This is a genomic window from Magnetococcales bacterium, from assembly GCA_015228815.1.
Lineage (GTDB): Bacteria > Pseudomonadota > Magnetococcia > Magnetococcales > UBA8363 > UBA8363.
The window spans coordinates 62,504-82,296 of record JADGCV010000017.1 but is presented as its reverse complement, the minus strand read 5'-3'; the positions used below and the strand labels follow the sequence as shown (position 1 = coordinate 82,296).

Annotated in this window: 17 protein-coding genes; 7 read left to right on the top strand and 10 right to left on the bottom strand. The window is 57.3% G+C overall.

The window, feature by feature from the left end; genetic code table 11:
- Positions 1–268: 268 nt before the first annotated feature.
- From HQL76_09065 to HQL76_09040, 6 genes are all read right to left on the bottom strand, one after another.
- Positions 269–2,110, bottom strand: a complete 1,842-nt coding sequence (locus HQL76_09065; GenBank protein ID MBF0109313.1) for a 4Fe-4S binding protein — start codon at positions 2,108–2,110, stop codon at positions 269–271.
- A 22-nt stretch (positions 2,111–2,132) separates the two neighbouring features.
- The gene (locus HQL76_09060; protein ID MBF0109312.1) at positions 2,133–3,233 is read right to left on the bottom strand and encodes an efflux RND transporter periplasmic adaptor subunit; all 1,101 of its coding nucleotides are present in this window, start codon (positions 3,231–3,233) and stop codon (positions 2,133–2,135) included.
- A complete protein-coding gene (locus HQL76_09055; protein MBF0109311.1) occupies positions 3,230–4,495 on the bottom strand; it encodes a TolC family protein in 1,266 nt (421 codons plus the stop codon). Before HQL76_09055 ends, HQL76_09060 begins: the two co-directional genes overlap by 4 nt.
- A 23-nt stretch (positions 4,496–4,518) precedes the next feature.
- Positions 4,519–4,896 carry a hypothetical protein gene (locus HQL76_09050; GenBank protein ID MBF0109310.1) on the bottom strand — a complete coding sequence of 126 codons (378 nt, stop codon included), beginning with the start codon at positions 4,894–4,896 and terminating at the stop codon, positions 4,519–4,521.
- 70 nt (positions 4,897–4,966) lie between these two features.
- Positions 4,967–8,092, bottom strand: a complete 3,126-nt coding sequence (locus tag HQL76_09045; protein MBF0109309.1) for an efflux RND transporter permease subunit — start codon at positions 8,090–8,092, stop codon at positions 4,967–4,969.
- 10 nt (positions 8,093–8,102) lie between these two features.
- Positions 8,103–9,659 (bottom strand): HlyD family efflux transporter periplasmic adaptor subunit, encoded by a 1,557-nt coding sequence (locus HQL76_09040; GenBank protein MBF0109308.1) that lies wholly within the window; start codon positions 9,657–9,659, stop codon positions 8,103–8,105.
- A gap of 127 nt (positions 9,660–9,786) precedes the next feature.
- Between HQL76_09040 and HQL76_09035 the strand changes: the two genes are divergently transcribed.
- Genes HQL76_09035 through HQL76_09020 form a run of 4 tightly spaced genes read left to right on the top strand, consistent with a single transcriptional unit; the run spans position 9,787 to position 13,037 of the window.
- Entirely contained in the window at positions 9,787–10,521 is a 735-nt protein-coding gene (locus tag HQL76_09035) for a response regulator (GenBank protein MBF0109307.1), read from the top strand.
- Complete coding sequence (locus HQL76_09030; protein MBF0109306.1) at positions 10,518–11,918, top strand: HAMP domain-containing protein; 1,401 nt, start codon at positions 10,518–10,520, stop codon at positions 11,916–11,918. Before HQL76_09035 ends, HQL76_09030 begins: the two co-directional genes overlap by 4 nt.
- Before the next feature lie 25 nt (positions 11,919–11,943).
- Positions 11,944–12,822 (top strand): DMT family transporter, encoded by an 879-nt coding sequence (locus tag HQL76_09025; protein MBF0109305.1) that lies wholly within the window; start codon positions 11,944–11,946, stop codon positions 12,820–12,822.
- Positions 12,819–13,037, top strand: coding sequence for a hypothetical protein (locus HQL76_09020; protein MBF0109304.1), 219 nt, complete (start codon positions 12,819–12,821; stop codon positions 13,035–13,037). Before HQL76_09025 ends, HQL76_09020 begins: the two co-directional genes overlap by 4 nt.
- A 22-nt stretch (positions 13,038–13,059) precedes the next feature.
- On the opposite strand, the gene HQL76_09015 is transcribed toward HQL76_09020, so the two are convergent.
- Positions 13,060–13,497 carry a rhodanese-like domain-containing protein gene (locus HQL76_09015; protein ID MBF0109303.1) on the bottom strand — a complete coding sequence of 146 codons (438 nt, stop codon included), beginning with the start codon at positions 13,495–13,497 and terminating at the stop codon, positions 13,060–13,062.
- 43 nt (positions 13,498–13,540) lie between these two features.
- Positions 13,541–13,987 (bottom strand): hemerythrin family protein, encoded by a 447-nt coding sequence (locus tag HQL76_09010; GenBank protein ID MBF0109302.1) that lies wholly within the window; start codon positions 13,985–13,987, stop codon positions 13,541–13,543.
- 422 nt (positions 13,988–14,409) lie between these two features.
- Here HQL76_09010 and HQL76_09005 point away from each other — a divergent pair, with 422 nt between their 5' ends.
- From HQL76_09005 to pgi, 3 genes are all read left to right on the top strand, one after another.
- A complete protein-coding gene (locus HQL76_09005; GenBank protein ID MBF0109301.1) occupies positions 14,410–14,808 on the top strand; it encodes a hypothetical protein in 399 nt (132 codons plus the stop codon).
- A 42-nt stretch (positions 14,809–14,850) separates the two neighbouring features.
- Positions 14,851–15,180, top strand: a complete 330-nt coding sequence (locus HQL76_09000) for a transcriptional regulator (protein ID MBF0109300.1) — start codon at positions 14,851–14,853, stop codon at positions 15,178–15,180.
- 115 nt (positions 15,181–15,295) lie between these two features.
- The gene (gene pgi, locus HQL76_08995; GenBank protein MBF0109299.1) at positions 15,296–16,939 is read left to right on the top strand and encodes a glucose-6-phosphate isomerase; all 1,644 of its coding nucleotides are present in this window, start codon (positions 15,296–15,298) and stop codon (positions 16,937–16,939) included.
- Between the two features lie 62 nt (positions 16,940–17,001).
- On the opposite strand, the gene HQL76_08990 is transcribed toward pgi, so the two are convergent.
- Both HQL76_08990 and HQL76_08985 read right to left on the bottom strand, forming a co-directional pair.
- On the bottom strand, positions 17,002–17,370 hold the full coding sequence (locus HQL76_08990; protein MBF0109298.1) for a type II toxin-antitoxin system HicB family antitoxin: 369 nt from the start codon (positions 17,368–17,370) through the stop codon (positions 17,002–17,004).
- Positions 17,371–17,746: 376 nt separating this feature from the next.
- A partial coding sequence (locus HQL76_08985) for a hypothetical protein (GenBank protein ID MBF0109297.1) occupies positions 17,747–19,793 on the bottom strand: 2,047 nt, incomplete at its 5' end.

Below are 19,793 nucleotides of genomic sequence, written 5' to 3'. Positions count from 1 at the left end.
ATCCCAAAGGGGCCAACGCTTTGATCGCGGCAGCCAGCCCATCGTGATCCGAACCGGGTCCGCCGCAATGGCCCCCCAGACATACGGGTAGGTCATCATGATCGAAAAGCAGGATTCCCGCATCATTTCCGCGGAAATCCTGCTCATGATGTCCTTCGGGCAAAAAAATCAAAGGCAAAGTCAAAAACATTGGGGGCTTCGCCCCCAAACCCCCACTGGGAAGGGGGTTCCCCTTCCCAGACCCATCCTGATGACTATAAAGACCACATTAAAACCTGGTACTCATACTCTGCGCCATCAACCACAGATTGTATGCGGTCATGGCGGCGATAAACAGGAGCATGGGGGCCAGACGCCATCCGGTCAGACGAATGCCTCCGGATTGCACGCTCCAACCCCGATGGCGCAGGATGTGAACCGCCAGCCACAGGCCAAGGATCATCAATCCCGATTGGGCGGTAAAAAGAAGTTGTTCACTCATGCCGCCGCCGGCCAGCCGCGATTGCCGTTCCACATCGGTCAATGCCGCCATTCCCGTCCCCAGGGGATTGGCCAATACCTCCAACGTCCCCCCGGTCTCGCGGTACAGATGGTCCAGGTTGTGCGACAGATGGTATGTGAAGGCGAGCGGCAACGTGGAAAAGGGAAGGGTCACAAACATTCGGCGAAAACTCATTCCCGCCGGCACCAACAATCGCGTCGCCCCAATCGCCACGGTATACAACACCACCGGAAACAAAAACCCACCCATCATCCCCACCGTGAAACTGAAGATCGGTTTCCCCGTCTCCCCCAACCATTGGGCCAGGTCGATGATCCAGGTCTGCCAGAAAGGCATCATCGTCACCCCGTGAAAGCTGGTGATCCCCATCAACGCCAGCATGAACCACGCCCCGTCCCACATCGGTCGCGCCTCCGCCAGTGCCTCCGAAGCCGGTGGCCGCAAACGCCAGGTGACGTTTCCGTGCGGACAACTCAAGGCACAGTTGCCGCAGGACAGACACCACGTATTCTGCGAAAAACGACCGATCGTCAAATGGGTCGGGCACGGTTCGATCTCGGCGGATCCGTTGTAGCACTCCATGGTCGTACACGTATCGCACGTCGCCTGATCCCTTGACCGCACCCCGATCGGCGCCAGACGCGAATAAAAACCCAACGCCCGTCCCACCGGACAAAAATAGCGGCAGAAAGCCTTGCGTTCGAAGATCGTCAACGAAAGAAAGGACAGGACCACCATCAACACCGCCATCAGGGCCGTCGCCACCGGAATGGTGGTCACCCCGATCCCCAACTCCAACCAGGTCAAGCCCATGAACATCAGCAAGGCGGGCCAGACAGTGCGCAATACCTGGGGCACCTTGCGGTTCAACCCCGGATGCGGCATCACCCGCCGCCACAACCGCCCCCGTACCAGCCACGAGGCCAGGGTATCCCACGGACAAATGGCACACCATGCCGTCCCCAGAAAAAAGACCGAGACCACCACCAACGGCCACCACAGGTTCCAAACAAAAAAGGTCGCCAGATTGCGCTCCGGCAACGTGGTGCCCCACAAACCGGCAAAGACAACGATGAGGAATACAAGTAACGATAATGACCTTAACGTAACCAGGAATCGGGGGGTCCGCGTCATTTTTCGGATCAAGCCGCCCATCACCGGCGCATCCGCCAAATCATAGGTCCGCACCGTCCGCTCGCGAGGAGCCCCGGCCAAAAGGCCCCACAGCAGGATTCCCGCCATGACCGACACGCTTCCCCAAAGATATTCCGCAGGCAATCCAGGATGTCGATGGGATCCTCCCGCCCCATGGTCGTCATGCCCACCCCCGGTCGCTTCTCCATGCCCGCCCGCATCCTCCGCGGTTGCCGCATGCCCATGTCCCGCTGCCGAATGGGATGTCCCGGCGTCCTCCTTGACCCCATGGTCCCCATGATCCGCCACCGGGGAAATCGTCGCGGGTACCGTTGCATCAGGACCATGTGGCGTTGCCCCATGAGGCGTCGCAGTATCGGCAATCGCCGCTGGAGCAACCATGAAAAAAAGAAACAACACCCAATAAAACCACACCCCTTGACGACGAAACCGGACCATCGATTGTTTCTTCATGATTCTCTCCCACCTTTGAAAATCAAGGTGATCCAGGATCGATCACCGCCCGCAGTTCGGGAATTTTTTCAACCCATTCCTTCACCCCGACCACCACCTTTTCCCCCGTCATAAGCCCGTCCTCAAGCGCCAACCGTTCTCCATCCAATCGACCCGTCCGGACCTGCCGTGGTTCCAATACCCCCTCGCCGCGGTCTACCACCACCCGCGACACTCCGTTCGCGCTCCAGAGCGCCGAGGCCGGAATCGACAACAGGTTGGCCTCGGTCGGGGCCAGAATGACGGTGGCATAAAGGGCGGGACGCAACTCCAGGTCGGGATTGGCCAGTTCGATGCGTACCTGAAGGGTGCGGGTTTCCGCCGAAAGGATGGGATGGATGAAGGCAACCTTGCCGGTAAAAATTTTTCCCGGAATGGCCCGCAGGGACACTTCCGCCCTGGCACCGACCCGGACCGATTCGGCATCCTCGGCAAACACGTCCGCCACGACCCAAACCGTGGACAGATCGACCAGGCGATAGAGCGGTTCTCCCGGCAGCGCCCGCATCCCCTGAACGACCCCTTTTTCAAGAACGATCCCATTGATCGGGGAATCGATGCGCACGGTGCGCCGAACCTTGCCCGAGGACTGCAAACGCCGGAGTTGATCCGCGGACACATCCCAATGACCCAGGCGCGTCAGAGCGCCTTCGGCCAGTTTTCCGACAGAGGCCCGGGTCTCCCCGTCCGCCCCGGAAAGCCCCGTCCCGGCCTCGATTGCCGTCAGATATTCCTGCTGTGCCAGAACAAGGGCCGGGCTGTAGACCTCCATCAACGGTTGTCCCTTTCGGACGGCCTGACCGGTGGCATTGACCAGGAGCTTTTCGACCCAGGCCTCGTATTTCAAGGCGATGACCTGAAGTTTGCGCTCATCCACCTGCACCATCCCCACCGCCTGAACCGAACGCCGGGATGTTTGCCGGGTCACCGTCTCGGTCATCATGCCCAGTTGCCGCATCCGCTCGATGCCGAGGGACACCCATTTGGGTTGTACGACGGTTTCACTGCCCGTCGCCAAAGCCGATGGCGCCACCAGCAACGCCAGAAACGGCAACAGAACATTCCACGCCAGCCACCATTTCATAATTGTCCCCCGATCATGTGTTCGATTCTGGCCAGCCGGACCTGCCCCTCGTAGTACGCCTCGATCAGATCGACCTGTTTCTTTTGCAATTGTCCCACGGCATCCCATACGGAGTCCGCCGCCCCAATTCCCGTGCGATACCCGTTCAATGCCGTTTGCAACGCCATCTTTCCCTGGGGAACCAACGACCCGGTGATGATTCGTGTCACCTCCCGAACCTCCTCCATGCTTGAAATGGCTTCATGCAGTTCCCCTTCGAGCCGGGCCTGTTCCGCCCGAAGGGTTTCCCGCAGGGCGCCGACGGTTGCCATCGTTTCCTTCAACCGGCCTTGGCGTACCCGTTGTTGCAGCGGAAGATTCAAGGCGATGGAGGCCTCATATCCATTGTTCTCTCCCGGTTCACGGCGGTCGATCAGCCCGAAATCGATGCTGAAATCGGGATACCAGGACACTTCCGCAAGCTGTCGATCACCCATGGCGGCCAAGAGGCGCGCCTTGGCCATGACGAGCGCCGGATTGTTGTCCAGGGCGCGTTGCCACAGGCGGGCGGCATCGAGCGACTCCTTGGCAGGCAGCGGACGCAGTTCCGGATGATCGACGATGGGGGCATCGGGTTTGCGGTGGACCAGGACATTCAATCGCGCCTGGATGCGCTGCCACTCCCGGGTCAGCCGAACCTGCTCGATCATCCTCTCGGAACGTTGCGCTTCGATGGCGATCAACGCCTCCTGGTCGCCCATCCCCTGGGCGTAACGGGATCGGGCCAGCCGCTCCAGGGTCTCAAGAACCTTGATCCCTTCCCCATTGCGCGCCATCGTTTCCCGGACCCGATACCCCTCGGCGTAGGCGGTCTTGATCCGCAGTGCCAGTTCCGCTTCGACCTGCGCCAGCCGTCCCCCTGCCTCGCGTGAACGTGCCTGAGCGATTTCCCGCTCCGCCTTCCGTTTGCCCCACCAGGGTACCTCTTGTTGCACCGTGAATTTTTCGCTGCCCACCCGGCCCGGCAGGGAAGCGCGATTTTGTGAAATATCCTCCAGACTCCATTGGAAAACAGGATCGGGCAACGCCCCCGCTCCTTCGGCACGGGCCAGCGCCGCCTCCTCATCGAGACGCGCCGCCGCCCGCTCCGGATTCATCCGCGCCGCCAACACCAGAAACTCATCCACCGTAGCGCCAATGACCGGTTCCTGGGCCATCGGAATCCCAGGAAACAGCAACAGTGTACCAAACAGAATAAAAGCAATTGCTGGATTTCCGCTCAAGCCCATCTCGGTTCTCCAACGGGTTATGGTTGCGCCGGAAAACGGGCGCTGATCGGCTTGGCCAATCCCTGGACCGTCACCACCGCCGCCGGTTTTTCGCCCCCTGCAATCCCCTTGGCGACCGTCAACCGGTTTTCACCCGCCCCAGTCAACTGGACCTCCTCTTTTTTTCCATTCGCCAGAAGAACCACCTTGGCCGAGGCCCCCTGGACCGAAACCGGTTTGTCATCATGGCCGGTGACATACAGGTCGATTGTGTCCGCCCCGGTCACCAGTTCCAGACGCATTCCCTGAACCTCCACCATCCGTCCTCCATGTCCTGGAGTCAGAACACCATCCGCATGGACCAGACCGGACAGGAAAAATCCGGAGAGCAATGATAAAATCTTGATCGTTTTCATATGTTTTCCTTCCATCATGAACCGTTGACATGGGTATCGAAGAAATGACGACCCCCGGACGAGGCCACCTTCAGGACCGCGTCCAGGAAATCTCCTCCCCCGGACCAGCGTCCTCCTTTTGATCCAGAACCTTTTTCCCGGTCATCAGAAAAACGACCGGGGTGACCAGGGTATCCAACAGGGTCGAAGAGAAGAGTCCACCAAAGATCACGACCGCTACCGGATAAAGGATTTCCTTGCCTGGAGCGCCCGCGTCGAGAAGCAGCGGAATCAACGCCAGTGCCGCGACCAGGGCAGTCATCAGGACCGGGGTCAACCGTTCGAGCGAGCCGCGAATCACCATCTCCCGGCCAAAAGGTTCCCCCTCTTCCCGAACCAGATGCAGATAATGAGATATTTTGAGGATGCCATTGCGCGCGGCAATCCCGGTCAGGGTGATGAATCCGACAAGGCTTGCCACCGACAAGGGCGTTCCGGTCCACCAGAGGGCGGCGACGCTGCCAACCAGGGCCATGGGAATGTTGGCCATGATGATCAACGACAAGGCCGTGGAACGAAAATGACCGCGGAGAACGATGAAGATGCCGCTCAGGGAAATGAGCGATAGAAGACCGATGGCGCGGGTCGCCTCCTGCTGGCTGCGAAACTGTCCCTCGAAGGTGATCCGGTATCCGGGGGGCAGCGTCATGGAGGCCAGGCGCTCCTGGATGTCCTGGACCACCGCCGCCATGTCCCGCCCCTCGGTGTTGGCCAGGACCACGATGCGGCGTTGCATGTCCTCGCGGTTGATGACGTTGGGACCGGAGGTTTCGACAACCTGGGCGACCATTTCAAGGGGAATCCGCCCGGTGGGGGTATCGATGAGAATCTTGTCGAAATCACCCGTCCCGGCGCGCCACTCCTCGGCCAGGCGCAGCACCACGTCATGGGACCGTTGTCCATCCAGCACCTGCGACACCACCTGGCCGTTGAGGGCCGATTGCAACAGGTCGGTCAATTGATTGAGCGAAAGACCGTATTTCACGGCCTCCCCGCGGTCGAGACGTATTTGCAGTTGCGGAATGAGCACTTGTTGTTCCACCTGAAGATCGGCGACTCCGACCACCTCGGCCATCCGTCGGCGGGCCTCTTCTCCCTGGGAACGCAACAGGCTCAGGTCATCGCCAAAAATCTTGACCGCAATCTCGGCCCGCACCCCCGACAAAAGGTGATCCAGACGATGGGAAATGGGTTGCCCGACATTGACCGATACCCCCGGAATCAATCCCAGGTTGCGGCGAAGTTCCGCCAGAATGGTTTCGCGGTTGCGGCTCGAGGCCTTGAGATCGATGTCGATTTCGGTAAAGTGAACCCCCTCGGCATGTTCATCGAGTTCCGCCCGTCCGGTTCTCCGTCCCGTCGAGAGGACCTCCGGTGTCTGCCGCAACAATCCCTCGGCCAGGGTGCCGATCCGGTTGGATTCCTCCAGAGAAGTCCCCGGAGTCATGATGACGCTGACCGTCACCGTCCCTTCGTTGAAGGAGGGGAGAAAAGTTCGCCCCAGAAAAGGGACCGAGGCCACCGCCGCCAGGACCATGAGCATGGTCGCCCCGATCAGAAGGCGTGGATGCGCGAACGACCACAGAAGAAGATGACGGTCCCCGGTTTTCAGATGCCGCACCAACCAGGAATCACCATGGGCCTTCTCCCGCATGCGCGGCAACAGATAGGCACAAAGAACGGGCGTCAACGTCAGGGAGACGAAAAGCGATGCCAGGATCGAGACGATATAGGCCACCCCCAACGGCGTGAACAGACGCCCTTCGATCCCCGACAGGGCAAAGACCGGCATGAAGACCAATATGACGATCAGGGTCGCGTAGACGATGGAATTGCGCACCTCCCGCGACCCCATCCATACCACTTCCAGTGTGGAACGGGGATTGGCCGACCGTCGATTTTCCCCAAGGCGGCGAAAGACGTTTTCCACATCGACCACGGCATCATCCACCAGTTCCCCGATCGCCACCGCCAGGCCACCGAGGGTCATGGTGTTGATCGAGAGTCCAAACCAGTGAAAGATCAATCCCGCCACCACCAGCGACAGTGGTATGGCGGTCAGACTGATGAAGGTGGTGCGAAAATTCATGAGGAACAGGAACAATACCAGCGCCACCAGAATGGCCCCGTCACGCAAGGCCTCCTCGACATTGGCGATGGCCCGTTCGATGAAATCGGCCTGTTTGAAAAGGATGGGATCGATCCGGACATCCTCGGGCAACGTTCGTCCGATGGCCGCAAGAGAACTTTCGATCCGCCGTGTCAGATGGATGGTATCGGCGCCGGGTTGTTTCTGCACCGCCAGGATGACCGCCGGGGACCCGTCGATGCTGGCATCGCCCCGCTTGACCCCGGCACCGAAGCGAACCTCCGCCACCTGTCCCAAGGTGACCGGCGCCCCCTGGTGGACCGCGACCACCGATTGTTTCAGATCTTCCAGGTCGGTGGTCTGACCAATGTTGCGAATCAGATATTCCCGGCCCCCCTGGGCCAGAAACCCGCCGGTCGAATTCCTGGCGAACCCTTGCAACGCCTGTTCGAGTTCCTCGAAGGAAAGGCCCAGGGCGGTCATGCGGGTGGGATCGACGAGAATCTGATACTGTTTGACCTCGCCGCCGATCGGTATGACCTGGGCGACGCCGGCGATACCCAGCAATTGGGGCCGCAATGTCCAATCGGCAATGGCGCGCAGCGCCATGGGTCCGGTCGCGCCCGTGGTGCTCTTGAGGCCGATCAACATGATTTCGCCCATGATCGAACTGACCGGCCCCATGACGGGAACCACATCCCGCGGCAAGGTTTCGGTCACCGTCGCCAATTTTTCGGCAACCAGTTGCCTGTTGCGATAAATATCCGTCCCCCAGGAAAATTCAACGAACACAATCGAAAGACCGACCCCCGAATTGCTCCGCAGACGGCTGACGCCGGGGATCCCATTCAAGGCCGCCTCGATCTTGATCGTCACCAGCGATTCGACCTCTTCCGGCGCCAATCCTGCCGCTTCGGTCATGATGGTGACCGTGGGTCGATTCAGGTCGGGAAATACATCGACCGGAAGCCCAAGCGTCACCCATCCGCCCGACAACAGCAACAAAACCGCCGCCGCCACGACAAACATGCGTCCCTGCAAGGAAAAACGGATGATGGCATCGAACATGGTCCTTACCTCACCGCATCGCGTCGAGCTGATTGAGCCCCAGGATCACAATGTGTTCCAGAGGTGCGACACCTTCGACAATTTCGACCCATTCCGCCGTCTTCCGCCCCAGGCGTACCCGCCGTTCCTCGAACCGTTCGGGGGCGGTCTTGATCCAAACCCGTGGCATCCCTCCCAGATCGAGCACCGCCTGTCGCGAAACGGCCACCGCGAAGGTCATGGTCCCGGTATGGGCATCGACATCGACCGGCATTCCCGGCCTGATCGCCTCATGAGGTTGGGCTTCACGGGGTTGCTCGATGGAAAACTGAATGTGGAGCCCCTGATTTTCCTCCTCGACCCTGGGACTGATCCCGGTCAACGTCAGTGGAAAACGAACTCCGGGAATCAGACGGCTCGAAGCCGTTCCGTCACGGATGAAGGGGGCCTGTGACAGATCCTGAAGCGTCGCCTCGACCCACAGATGGTCGGGATCGATGATTTCGGCCAGGACAACCGCTTCGGTCACGACCTCTCCGGGAACGATATGCACATCGGTCAATCGACCCGCCATCGGCGCCAACAGCATTTCCCGTCCCAACGAGGCGATCCCCTGTTCTCCCTTGAAAAGAGACAGGCGCCGATTGGCCATCTCGCCGGTGGAAAGGATCGGATCCAAGACGGCGATGGTCTGTCCCTGATTGATTTTCTGTCCCGATCTGGGCGGAGGAAAAGCCGGATCGTAGCCGATACGGGACGGAACCGGGGCATGCACCCGGGCATGGAAGGCGGGATCGGGAATCACCCGTCCGACAAGGCGAATGGTTCGGGTGACCTCGCGGCGCGTCGCAGGTTGGGTCCGGAGTCCCACCAGAAACTGGCTCGCCTTGGGCAACCGTGCCACCCGGCCCGAAGTCGCCGTCATCACCATCGATCCCGCCGCATTTTCCGGCTTTGCCGCCCCATGGTCCTCCCCGCCATGTCCATGCACCGGTCCCGCGCCAACGCCTGACATCAAAACCAGCGCCACCGCCACCCCCCCCTTTTTTCGATCGCGGCGCCACAATAGAATCAAGGTTGCCAATACCGCCGGAACGACGATCCATCCCCACTCGGGGATCCACGAAACCGCAGGTGCCGCACCAGATGCGACGACGGGAGGAGCGACACGGGCAGGAATGGAGACAAGGATCAGGTCCACCCATTTTTCGTGGGTAACGGTCAGAGTCACATCGATCGCCGTCCCGGAAGTGAACACCCGATCGATACGGTATACCCCTGGCGCCGGCGTCGGTTCCGCCTTTCCCTGCCATGCAGGAGTTTCCGCGGTTTCCACCTCGATCATCGCGTTGGCGATGGCGGCGTTGCTCGCGGCATCGGCAAGATAAATCCAGGTCGAAGAGTCCGAAGCCTGAGTCAGGACTGCCTCGAACCAATCACCCCGGGCCCCTGTCCCGGTCCCGGATTCAACCATCCCCGCCGTGGCGTTTTTTTCGGCGCCGTGATCTTCTCCACCATGCCCCCATGCCGGATCGGGGCCGAATCCCATCATCCCGATGGCCAACAGGATCATCATCATGAATGGCATTGCATTGTTTCCTGGCGTTGGTTCAAGATTTGGAATGTTCTTTCTTACATGGCCCCAAGGATAGCGGAAAGATGTCACGATCGAATGTCGGGATTGTCACAAAAGTATGGCAATCGGGATGGAAGCGATGAATCAAAAACCACGCATCATCGTCGTGGAGGATGACCGGGAAATCAGGGAACTGATCGTCCGCTACCTTGAAGCCCATGAAATGTCGGCAACCGGCGCTGCCAACGGACAGGCCATGAAAACCGCCATGGACCAGGAAAGGTTCGATCTGGTGGTCCTGGATGTCATGTTGCCGGGAGAGGACGGCTTGAGCCTTTGCCGTGCGCTCCGTGAACATTCCATGATTCCGGTCATCATGCTGACTGCCCTGGGAGAACACGGCGATCGGGTGGTGGGATTGGAAATGGGGGCGGATGATTACATCACCAAACCCTTCGAACCTCGCGAACTGCTGGCCCGCATCAAGGCGGTCCTGCGCCGTTGCCCACCCGAGAGAACAATGGCACCGGGCAAGGAAAAAGGACGCCACAAAGGGGATCTCATCCAGTTTTCGGGATGGACCCTTCATCGGCTACGGCGGGAACTTGTCGATGCCAAAGGGATGGTGGAACCTTTGAGTTCGGGAGAATTCGATCTGCTTCTGGCCTTCCTGAGCCATCCGCGACAGGTCTTGAGCCGGGACCGCCTTCTGGACCTGGTCCATGGCCGGGGGGCCGGACAGTTCGACCGCAGCATCGACACCCAGATCATGCGTCTCAGGCGCAAGATCGAGGTCGATCCACGCCATCCGCAACTGATCAAGACCGTCTGGGGCGATGGATATATGTTCACTCCCGAGGTTCACGAACGATGAAGGAACGCATGGCCAACAGCCTGGCGGGGCGCATCATCATCATCATGGTGGTCGGACTGACCTTCTCCCACATCTTGAGCATTCTGGTATTTACCAGCGAAAAACTTGAACCCGCCGTGCTCGGCCATGAGGAAGAAGTCCTGGAACGCATGGCAACCCTGATCCAGATTTTTCCCGTGATTCCCAGGGACATCAGGCAACCATTCCTCGCGGCATCGATGCGATCCGGCATGAATTTTTCACTCATCGGCGCGACCGGTCCCGGCTGGCCCCTGCCCCCCCGGGACAACGACGAAACCTTGCGCCGCCTTCTGGAAGGGAAAATCGGCCAGACCGGGGCACGGGTCATCGCCTTCAGCGCCGGACCGCCCGACTGGAATCATCGCCTGGGATCCTTTCATCGATTCGTCTTTGCCCTCGAAATGAAACTCATCCGCTGGATGCACGATGCGGTCATGGAACGTGAACTGCGCGCCTGGATCGATTTTCCCACCGGAGAGCGGTTGCTGTTGGAATCTCTGCTGACGGAAAACCATGTTCCGCTCTTTCGCCACGCCACCTTTTCGGTCATCATCATGAGCGTTGCGATTTTGATATTCGCCCTGATCGTTTCCCGCGCCACGACCCGACCGTTGCGGCGCATCGTCGAGGCCGTGGATACGGTAGGACAAAACGCCACAGCCGCCCCCCTCCCTGAAACCGGGCCGACGGAGGTCGTGGCGGTGGCACGCGCCTTCAACCGGATGAACCGCCGCATTCGCGAATTCGTCGCGGACCGGTTGCGCATGGTCGCCGCCATCTCCCACGACCTGCGCACCCCGTTGACCAAACTCAAACTCATGGTCGAATTCGCCAACGACGAACACACCCGAAAGCGGATGGTCGAAACCCTCGACGAAATGGAATCGATGCTCGCCGCCACCCTGACCTATTCCCGGGATGCCCTCCTCGACGAACCCCGGCAACGGGTCAATCTGACCAGCCTGGTCGGCGCCCTGGCGACCGACATGATCGACGCCGGGCATGATGTTGTTTTTTCCGAGGAGGAACGCCTGATTTGTCACTGCCGTCCAATGGCGATGAAACGGGCCTTGAACAACCTGATACACAATGCCGTTCAATACGGTGGAGCCGCCAGGATCACCCTGCACCGCAAACAACGAACCGCCATCCTCCTCATCCATGATCCCGGAGAGGGCATTCCGGAAAAAGAATGGGACAATGTATTCAAACCCTTCTTCCGCCTTGAATCTGCCCGAGGTTCGGGCATGGGAAACGTCGGCCTTGGGCTGTCGATCGCGGGTACGGTCCTGCGTGACCATGACGCCAGCATCCGTTTTTTCCACCCCGATTCCGGGGGATTCGTCACCCGGGTCGCATTGCCCATCGATCCATGACTTGTAAAGAACTGGAAAAAACCGAATGAGTGTTTTGCTTGCCTTCATCGCCTCGGTGCTTGTATCGAGCACCACCCCTTTGGCCATTCAATGGAGTCAGCAGGGGGTCGGTCTATTTTTTGCTGTTTCCTTTCGCATGATGATCGGCCTGACCCTCTGCCTTGCCCTGTTGGGCATTACCAAAACCCCGTTTCCACGTCATGAACTGGCGATCCGAATCTACCTTCTTTCGGGACTCGGCTTCTACTGTGGCATTACATGCAGCTATTGGGGACTGCAATTGATCCCTTCGGGGTGGTCCTCGGTATTGTTCGGGTTGAGTCCGATTTTCAACGGGTTTGTCGCCAGGCACCTGCTGTCCGAACCCTTCGGCTGGAACCGGATCGTCGGATCAATCGCGGGATTGTCGGGTCTGGGAATCATTTTTCTTCAAGGGATCAAGGGGGATTTCCGCAACGTCACCCTCGGCGTCTTCGTCACTTTGGTTGCGGTATTCATCTTTTCCGTGACCACGGTACTGGTGAAAAAAACAGGACGCCAAATCGATTCCATGGCCATCGCCACCGGCTCGCTGATCATCATGAGTCCCTGTTTTCTGGCCACCTGGTACCTTTCCGAAGGGGGGCTGCCCCTGGCGATTCCCTGGCGCAGCCTTGGAGCCATTCTTTACCTTGCATCTTTTTCCACCGTGATCGGATTCATTGCGCTGTATTATCTTCTGGAGCGGGTCGATGCCTCCGTGGCGGCTCTGCCCAACTTGATTGCCCCCTTGATTGCCGTCGGTCTGGGCTTTGCCCTCAACGGCGAAGAATTGAAACCCGGTTTCATGCTTGGCGCCGTCTTCATTCTGGCCGGATTGGCCCTCTTTCAATGGGGAGGCCTGATGTCAAGGAATGTCTCATGACCTGCAATCCGCAAAAAATTGTCGATTTTCTCGATTCCATGAACAAAACCATCCCCTGCCGCCACTGCTTCGGCAATGGATGGCTGCCTCTCGATGGAGACCCAAACGACCCTATGAATGACGTGGGAACAACGACATCCGCACTGCAACGGACCGCCTGTCCCCGTTGCCTGGGAAGCGGAAAATCATCGGTGGCACCGGAAGGGATCTATTGATGGTCCCTCGTGAACACCCGGTCTACTGAATTACCGGCATTCCATCCATCGGCGTCAGGGGAAACCCCATCCGGAGCCACTCCATGACCCCCCCGATGAGTTCACAGGCGGCAAACCCATGGGCAAGAAACGTCTCCAGGGCAATTTCAGTCCGGGGACCCGAACGGCAGACCAGAATATAGCTCTTGTCCGGATCGAACTTGTCCGGCCTGAAGCGACTCTCGAATGATTGGCGAAAGAGGCTCGTATCGTTTCTGTTTTCCAGATTGTGATCGTTGGGAAAAAGCCACGATCCGGGAATGACCCCCTCGTGATGTTCCGCCGGACAGCGAATGTCCAACAAAACAACATTGTCGGGTTTGCCCGTGACGACGGCATGCAACTGTTCGACCGAGATCATTTCGTTGAACAGCGACTTCTTGACGATCCGATCCACTTCCTGGGGGTCTTGGATACACATGAAATATAATGGTCGCAAGCGTTGTGAGGAGAATCCAGACCGTTCAGTGACTTTTGTTGACCGATCCCGAGACAGACGACGGAACTTCCTGAAAATACGGTGAATACTGCGTGTCGATCAGATTGATATGATTCGTCAGCCAATCCACCAGAAACTGCTTGACCGCGCCGATGGCCTGGAATTCACGATTGTTGATCTTGATCTTCAGATCGGCCAGCACCGTGACCAGACGTTGGTGCTGATCATGATGTTTGGCAAGGGAAGGATATTCCCGATTTGCCATGGCCCGTTCTTCCTCGCTGAAATGGATCTGGGTATATTTTTCCAGCCGGAGAAAAATGGCATCCATCTGGTCCCACTCGTCGGGAAAGGGCATGCGCAGACGAAAACGGGTGCTCAATCGTGTGAATTCCTCGACGTAGAAGAGCAATCGTTCATGATCCCGGTTGAATTGTTCCACGCCGACGTTGGCTACCTTGAGGTCGTTCATGAGGATGCCTCTTGAAGAAAGGGTCTGTCAACCACCATGATGTTGACACATTACCACACTGTTGCATTTTTGCAAATTTTCCACTGCGTCCGTTCGTTATTTTTTTTCTTCCGAGGAAAAACTGGCCTGAATTCGTCCTATTGTGTTAATCTGCGGGCTGTTCACCGGTTGCACAGGTCCAAACTTTGGCAACGCCAGGGGTCAAAATCCTCTTGAGTGTCAACACGCCCTAGTCCGTCTCTTTGCTCGCCGCATTTTTGGGGTCCGCCATGGAACTGGTCTACGCAACCTGCGGCGCACATGTGACAAAGTGAAATTATTCTGTTGACAGGGTGCCGTTGGCGTCCTATCTTAAACCTTGAGGGCGTCACTGACGCCGTCACGAAACATATTGCTGTAATCATTTGAAAAGGAAAATTTCTATGGAGTTCATCGATAGTCCAGAGTTTACGAAAGATATGCAGGATCTGAAATTCCCAAACCATGAGTTGCAAGCACTGCGATTACTGCTGGCTGACGATCCAATGATCGGTTCGCAAGACCGAAAATATCCAGGGATTATGGTTCTTGAATGGCATAACGGACTTACGCTTATTGAATATTGTATTCTGAAATCCGGGGAAATATGTTTGATTACGGCGTACCGCAAGGATGAAATTGCAGAGACAACGGGATGCAAGGATGCGGATAAGAATAATGAGAACAATTTAACTTTAAAGTTAAAGAATGTCGCCGTAGAGATAGGAAAGAAGGTAACGGTTGGGGCAGTAGTCAAGGTTATCTATGATTATGCTAAAGACTTGATTAAATTAATTAATTGATTAATATGTCCATTGTAACCACTGCGACCTGGGAGAGTTGAAATGAAAACACGCGAAGAAAAATTGATATCCGGGTTGGATGGAGTCGAGAATTTTTTAAGCAGTGGTAACAAACCGGATGACTTGAAGGTTGTCAATGTTCCAGATACCGTAGATGTAAAGATGATTCGGATGAGCCAGAACCTGAATCAAGCTGAGTTCGCAAACAGATACGGGTTTCCTTTAGGTACAGTGAAAAATTGGGAACAGGGAAGACGTAAACCGGAAGGTACGGCTAGAATTCTCCTGAGAATTATCAAGCATCATCCAGAAGTGATTTTCGATGTTCTGAACAGAGAAGAAAACAACTCAAAAGTATTGTCAACAACGTAATGCTTTTGCGTGCGGACAGAGGACACAGAGAAAGACCAGTAAAGATCAATTGTTTTTCCCTCTGTGTTCTCTTTACGAATGTCAACACACCCTAACGACAGGAAGACCGACGCCAATGGCTTCTCTTACCGACATGCCTCAATGGAAGGCCCTTGAAACCCATCGTGATCAGAATGCCGACCTGACCATGAGGGAACTCTTCGACGGCGATCCGGGACGATTCAACGCCTTTTCCCTGCGTTTGGAGGATCTCCTTTTCGATTATTCCAAAAACTGCGTCACCTCCGAGACGATGCGCCTGCTTATGGATTTGGCCCGGGCCTGTGATGTCGAAGGGTGGCGTGATCGGATGTTTTCCGGGGACCGGATCAACAACACCGAAAACCGCTCGGTGCTGCATGTGGCGCTGCGCAACCAGTCCGACACGCCCATCATGGTCGATGGCAAGGATGTCATGCCCGAGATTCGCGCCGTTCTGGATCACATGAAACAATTCTGCCACGATGTCCATCGCGGTGTTTTCAAAGGTCATACCGGCAAGGCCATGACCGACATCGTCAATATCGGCATCGGTGGCTCCGACCTGGGGCCGGTGATGGTCTGCGAAGCCCTGCGCCCCTACGCCAACAAAAGCATTTCGGTTCACTTCGTCTCCAACGTCGATGGGACCCATGTCGCCGAAACCCTGCGCCGACTCAATCCCGAAACCACGTTGTTCATCATCGCCTCGAAAACCTTCACCACCCAGGAAACCATCACCAACGCCCTATCGGCCCGTTCCTGGCTCGTGGACCGCCTTGGCGAAGCGGCGGTCGCGCAACACTTCGTCGCCCTATCGACCAATGCCCAGGAGGTCTCCCGGTTTGGCATCAACACCGAAAACATGTTTGGTTTCTGGGACTGGGTCGGCGGACGCTACAGCCTGTGGTCGGCCATCGGACTGCCCATCGCCCTGGCGATCGGATTCGACAACTTCATGGCCCTCCACGCCGGCGCCTTTGCCATGGACCAACATTTCCGCTCGGCCCCGCTCGAAAAAAACATGCCCGTCATCAAGGCCATGCTGGGCATCTGGAACCACAACCTTCTCGGCGCCGAAAGTTTCGCCGTCCTTCCCTACGATCAATATCTGCACCGTCTGGCCGCCTACCTCCAGCAGGCCGACATGGAATCCAATGGCAAAAGCGTCACCCGCGAAGGCAACAGCATTTCCTATGCCACGGGTCCGGTCCTCTTTGGCGAACCTGGAACCAACGGTCAACATTCCTTCTACCAACTCATGCACCAAAGCACCCGGGTCGTTCCCGCCGATTTTCTCGCCTCGGTGGAAACACACAACCCCGTCCGGGATCATCATGCCATTCTGCTTTCCAATTTCTTCGCCCAGACCGAAGCGCTGATGCGCGGCAAAACGTTCAAGGAGGCCCATCGGGAACTGACCGAACAGGGCGTCACGGGGGAGGAACTGGAATTCCTCAGTCATCACAAGGTCTTCTCAGGAAACCGCCCAACCAACTCCATTCTGGTACGCACTTTCGACCCCTTTACCCTGGGGATGATCATCGCCCTCTACGAACACACCATCCATGTCCAGGGAATCGTCTGGAACATCAACTCCTATGACCAGTGGGGCGTCGAACTGGGCAAACAACTGGCCAAGAAAATTCTTCCCGAGCTGACCGCTCCAGGAAAAGTCTCCAGTCATGATTCATCGACCAATGGTTTGATCAATCTTTACAAACAGCTGAAAGGATTGTAGATCGCAACCCCACCCGGCAGTCACGGGAACACTCCCACCACTGCCGGCGTGGAAAAACAAAATCAAACCCCTGGGGGTAATCTCCCGCTTCGCATCCCAATCCCTTCGGCCAGTAAGGTTGTCACCAACGCATTGAGGCTTACCCCCTCGCATCGTGCCCTGGTGGTGAGTTTGGCATGCAGAGTTTTTGGCACCCTGGTCACGAACTTTCCAGAAAATCCGCCGGACATCGGAGCAGGCACCGGGAAACCAAGATCTTCCAATGCAAAGATGGCCGTCTTCAAGGCGTCCATGCCATTCTTGATGGCATCCACGATGGTTTCCCCATCGGAAAAGCATTCATTGAAGTCAGGGAAATTGATCAGATACCCGGTTCCTTCATCCGGAGTCATCGGTCTTATCTCAAACGGGTAATCTTCAAGTTTGTGCATGGCTCATGCCCCTTTCACGAATTTGACAAACTTTTTGATGTAAACAGACTGGATGGGTCTGTGAGCAGGGACCACCAGCATTTGCCCGTCAGTACGAACAAAGGTATAATGACTGCCTCCGTTGTGTCTCTAGGAAATGCCATGTTGCCGCGCAACCGTCTGCAACTGATCAATCCGCCAATCCAAAGAATGGCGGGTCATGGCTTCAAGGAGTTTGGCGGATGTGTTCACGGAAAGTATGGTATCAAATGTAGTATCAAAAAAAACAAGAACATAATTTTCTGTCGGAAGCAAATAGACATGTCTGGATCTGTAGCAAATAAACTGTCCGGTTTTAGACGTTGGGAGTATGGAACCCTGGAAATTCGACAGTTGGTTAGAGTATCTTCCGGGGAACAAACGCCTCTTGTCCTTGTTCCGCTCCCTGCTCGATCAACCTTTTCAACATCATCATCCGTTCCAGATGGCTGTTGCCAAAGGCGGCAGCACGAAGTTGCATGGTAAAACCACTTTTTCCACGACCGGGAGGTTCGGGTTCCATTTCCTTCTCCCCCTCTTCGTCTTCCCCGTCCTGGTCTTCCGCGGCGGTCCCCTCCGCCACGGTTTCATCACCATAGGGCGTCACCTCCAATCGATCATTGGCATCGGCGCCCGAATCATTCCGTACCGCCTCATCGGAATAGGGATCGATTTCGGAGACATCGATCGGTTGCCGAACGCTGTCTTCTTCCTCTTCCTGATCCAGGTACCCCACATCGCCATCGCTGGCGACTCGATCGGAACTGTCGCCAAACCCCTCGGGCCGGGGTCCCTTTCCGCCATCACTCGCAGCCCCGAAACCTTCAACCCGCCTGGTCGATTCCGCCGAACCACCAAACCCTTCCGTTGGTTTCATCTCGGTATCCGCCGACCCGAATCCCTCCGCCACCGTTCCTCCAAAACCACCCCCCCCGAATCCCTGGACAACCGACCTTCCCTCCGATTCCTTTTCTTCATGTGGAAACATCATGTCGGAATCGCCTTGGGAGGTATCGGACGAGTTAACCGCCCCTGCCCCGGATGACGCCGATCCACTGCCTGAATTGGCAGAACCCCGCGAACCAGCCGCTCCCTGGTTGGAACCAGCGCCTTGAGGTTGAACCTGTCCCTCTCCCCCGGAAGCCCCCCCCCCCGAATCCCCCGCCGATGCCCCGGAACCCCCCGAATCTCCCGCTCCATCCGCCGCTGCTCCTTCCGAAGCCGCAGAACCGCCATCGACAGCGGCAGAAGGAGCGGCGGCCTCAACCATCGGCGCCGCAGGCGCCTGAGTCGCCGCAGATGCCAGGGAGGGAGCGGAAGCCGTGGCAGTGCTGGAAGGTGCCGCAACCGAGGTGGATGTCGTGGTCGCAACGGTCGGCGATGTCGTGACAGCGGTCGTGGCGGATGTCGCCGGCACGGAGGAAGAAACCACCACCGTCGGCGCCACTGGAACTGGAGCAGGAAGAACAATCGGCGCCACTACCGGATCGGCTGAAGGATCGGCTGGAACTGGATCGGCTGAAGGGTTCTCGACATCAGTCTCCAGTGGCGCCGTTGTCGTGGTATCCCTGGAGGCCGGTTGTGATTCCGGTTCCGTTGGGGTTGCAGATGGAGGTTCAGCAACCGGAACATCAGGAGTCGTTGGCTTATTTTCTACTGTGGGAACATCAGGTTCTGAAGGAAGCGCCACGGAGTTCCCCAAGGAATCGGAACCGGTGGTACGCAATATCCCAACCTCCCATGAAACGCTGGTGCTTGACCCAGTGCCATCGGATACCCACAAGGCAAGATTTCGCCCGGTTTCGACAGGATTCGCGGCATTGCTTTGAAAGGTCAACGTCCTGAGGACGGCAGCATAGTGATCGGGTGTGGCCGTGCCTTCAAGGTTCAGGACGCCAAGCTGGTCATCGAAAGAAGCCACGATGGTCGTTCCCAGAACCGATACCGCCAGAACATCGGATTCCTGAACATTGCCGATGGTGATCGTCGCCCCCGACAATAATGGATCGTCAGCGTCCGATAGAACAAAGTCGGAAGGAATCAGGGAGATCGCATCCCCCCCCTCGATCCATGTTTTTTTTCCGATGGCCGAAGAGTCAATCTGCGGAGGATCGTTGACAGCGGTGATAAAAATTGTTTGGGAATAAGTCGTTGACTGGGCCACGGGGCTTCCCTGGACGATGACCGAACCATCGGAAAAGGTCCAGTCGATCAAGACTTGAGATCCAGGATCCTCGCTTGCATTGGAATAGGTGATGTTTTGCATCACCGAAGCGACCATCGCGGTGGTGGCATTGCCGTTGAACTGTAGCGCCAGAGTGCCGCCGCTGTTGCTCGTGATCGAGGCGACCGTGGTTCCGTTCCAGGTCAGATCACTCCCGGACATGGCCAGATTGCCGGTCGTG

Bases quoted from the DNA above. Each gene is read 5' to 3' on its own strand.
- HQL76_09065 (MBF0109313.1), bottom strand. From the start codon at position 2,110: ATGAAGAAACAATCGATGGTCCGGTTTCGTCGTCAAGGGGTGTGGTTT.
- HQL76_09060 (MBF0109312.1), bottom strand. From the start codon at position 3,233: ATGAAATGGTGGCTGGCGTGGAATGTTCTGTTGCCGTTTCTGGCGTTG.
- HQL76_09050 (MBF0109310.1), bottom strand. From the start codon at position 4,896: ATGAAAACGATCAAGATTTTATCATTGCTCTCCGGATTTTTCCTGTCC.
- HQL76_09045 (MBF0109309.1), bottom strand. From the start codon at position 8,092: ATGTTCGATGCCATCATCCGTTTTTCCTTGCAGGGACGCATGTTTGTC.
- HQL76_09040 (MBF0109308.1), bottom strand. From the start codon at position 9,659: ATGCCATTCATGATGATGATCCTGTTGGCCATCGGGATGATGGGATTC.
- HQL76_09035 (MBF0109307.1), top strand. From the start codon at position 9,787: ATGAATCAAAAACCACGCATCATCGTCGTGGAGGATGACCGGGAAATC.
- HQL76_09030 (MBF0109306.1), top strand. From the start codon at position 10,518: ATGAAGGAACGCATGGCCAACAGCCTGGCGGGGCGCATCATCATCATC.
- HQL76_09025 (MBF0109305.1), top strand. From the start codon at position 11,944: ATGAGTGTTTTGCTTGCCTTCATCGCCTCGGTGCTTGTATCGAGCACC.
- HQL76_09020 (MBF0109304.1), top strand. From the start codon at position 12,819: ATGACCTGCAATCCGCAAAAAATTGTCGATTTTCTCGATTCCATGAAC.
- HQL76_09015 (MBF0109303.1), bottom strand. From the start codon at position 13,497: ATGTGTATCCAAGACCCCCAGGAAGTGGATCGGATCGTCAAGAAGTCG.
- HQL76_09010 (MBF0109302.1), bottom strand. From the start codon at position 13,987: ATGAACGACCTCAAGGTAGCCAACGTCGGCGTGGAACAATTCAACCGG.
- HQL76_09005 (MBF0109301.1), top strand. From the start codon at position 14,410: ATGGAGTTCATCGATAGTCCAGAGTTTACGAAAGATATGCAGGATCTG.
- HQL76_09000 (MBF0109300.1), top strand. From the start codon at position 14,851: ATGAAAACACGCGAAGAAAAATTGATATCCGGGTTGGATGGAGTCGAG.
- pgi (MBF0109299.1), top strand. From the start codon at position 15,296: ATGGCTTCTCTTACCGACATGCCTCAATGGAAGGCCCTTGAAACCCAT.
- HQL76_08990 (MBF0109298.1), bottom strand. From the start codon at position 17,370: ATGCACAAACTTGAAGATTACCCGTTTGAGATAAGACCGATGACTCCG.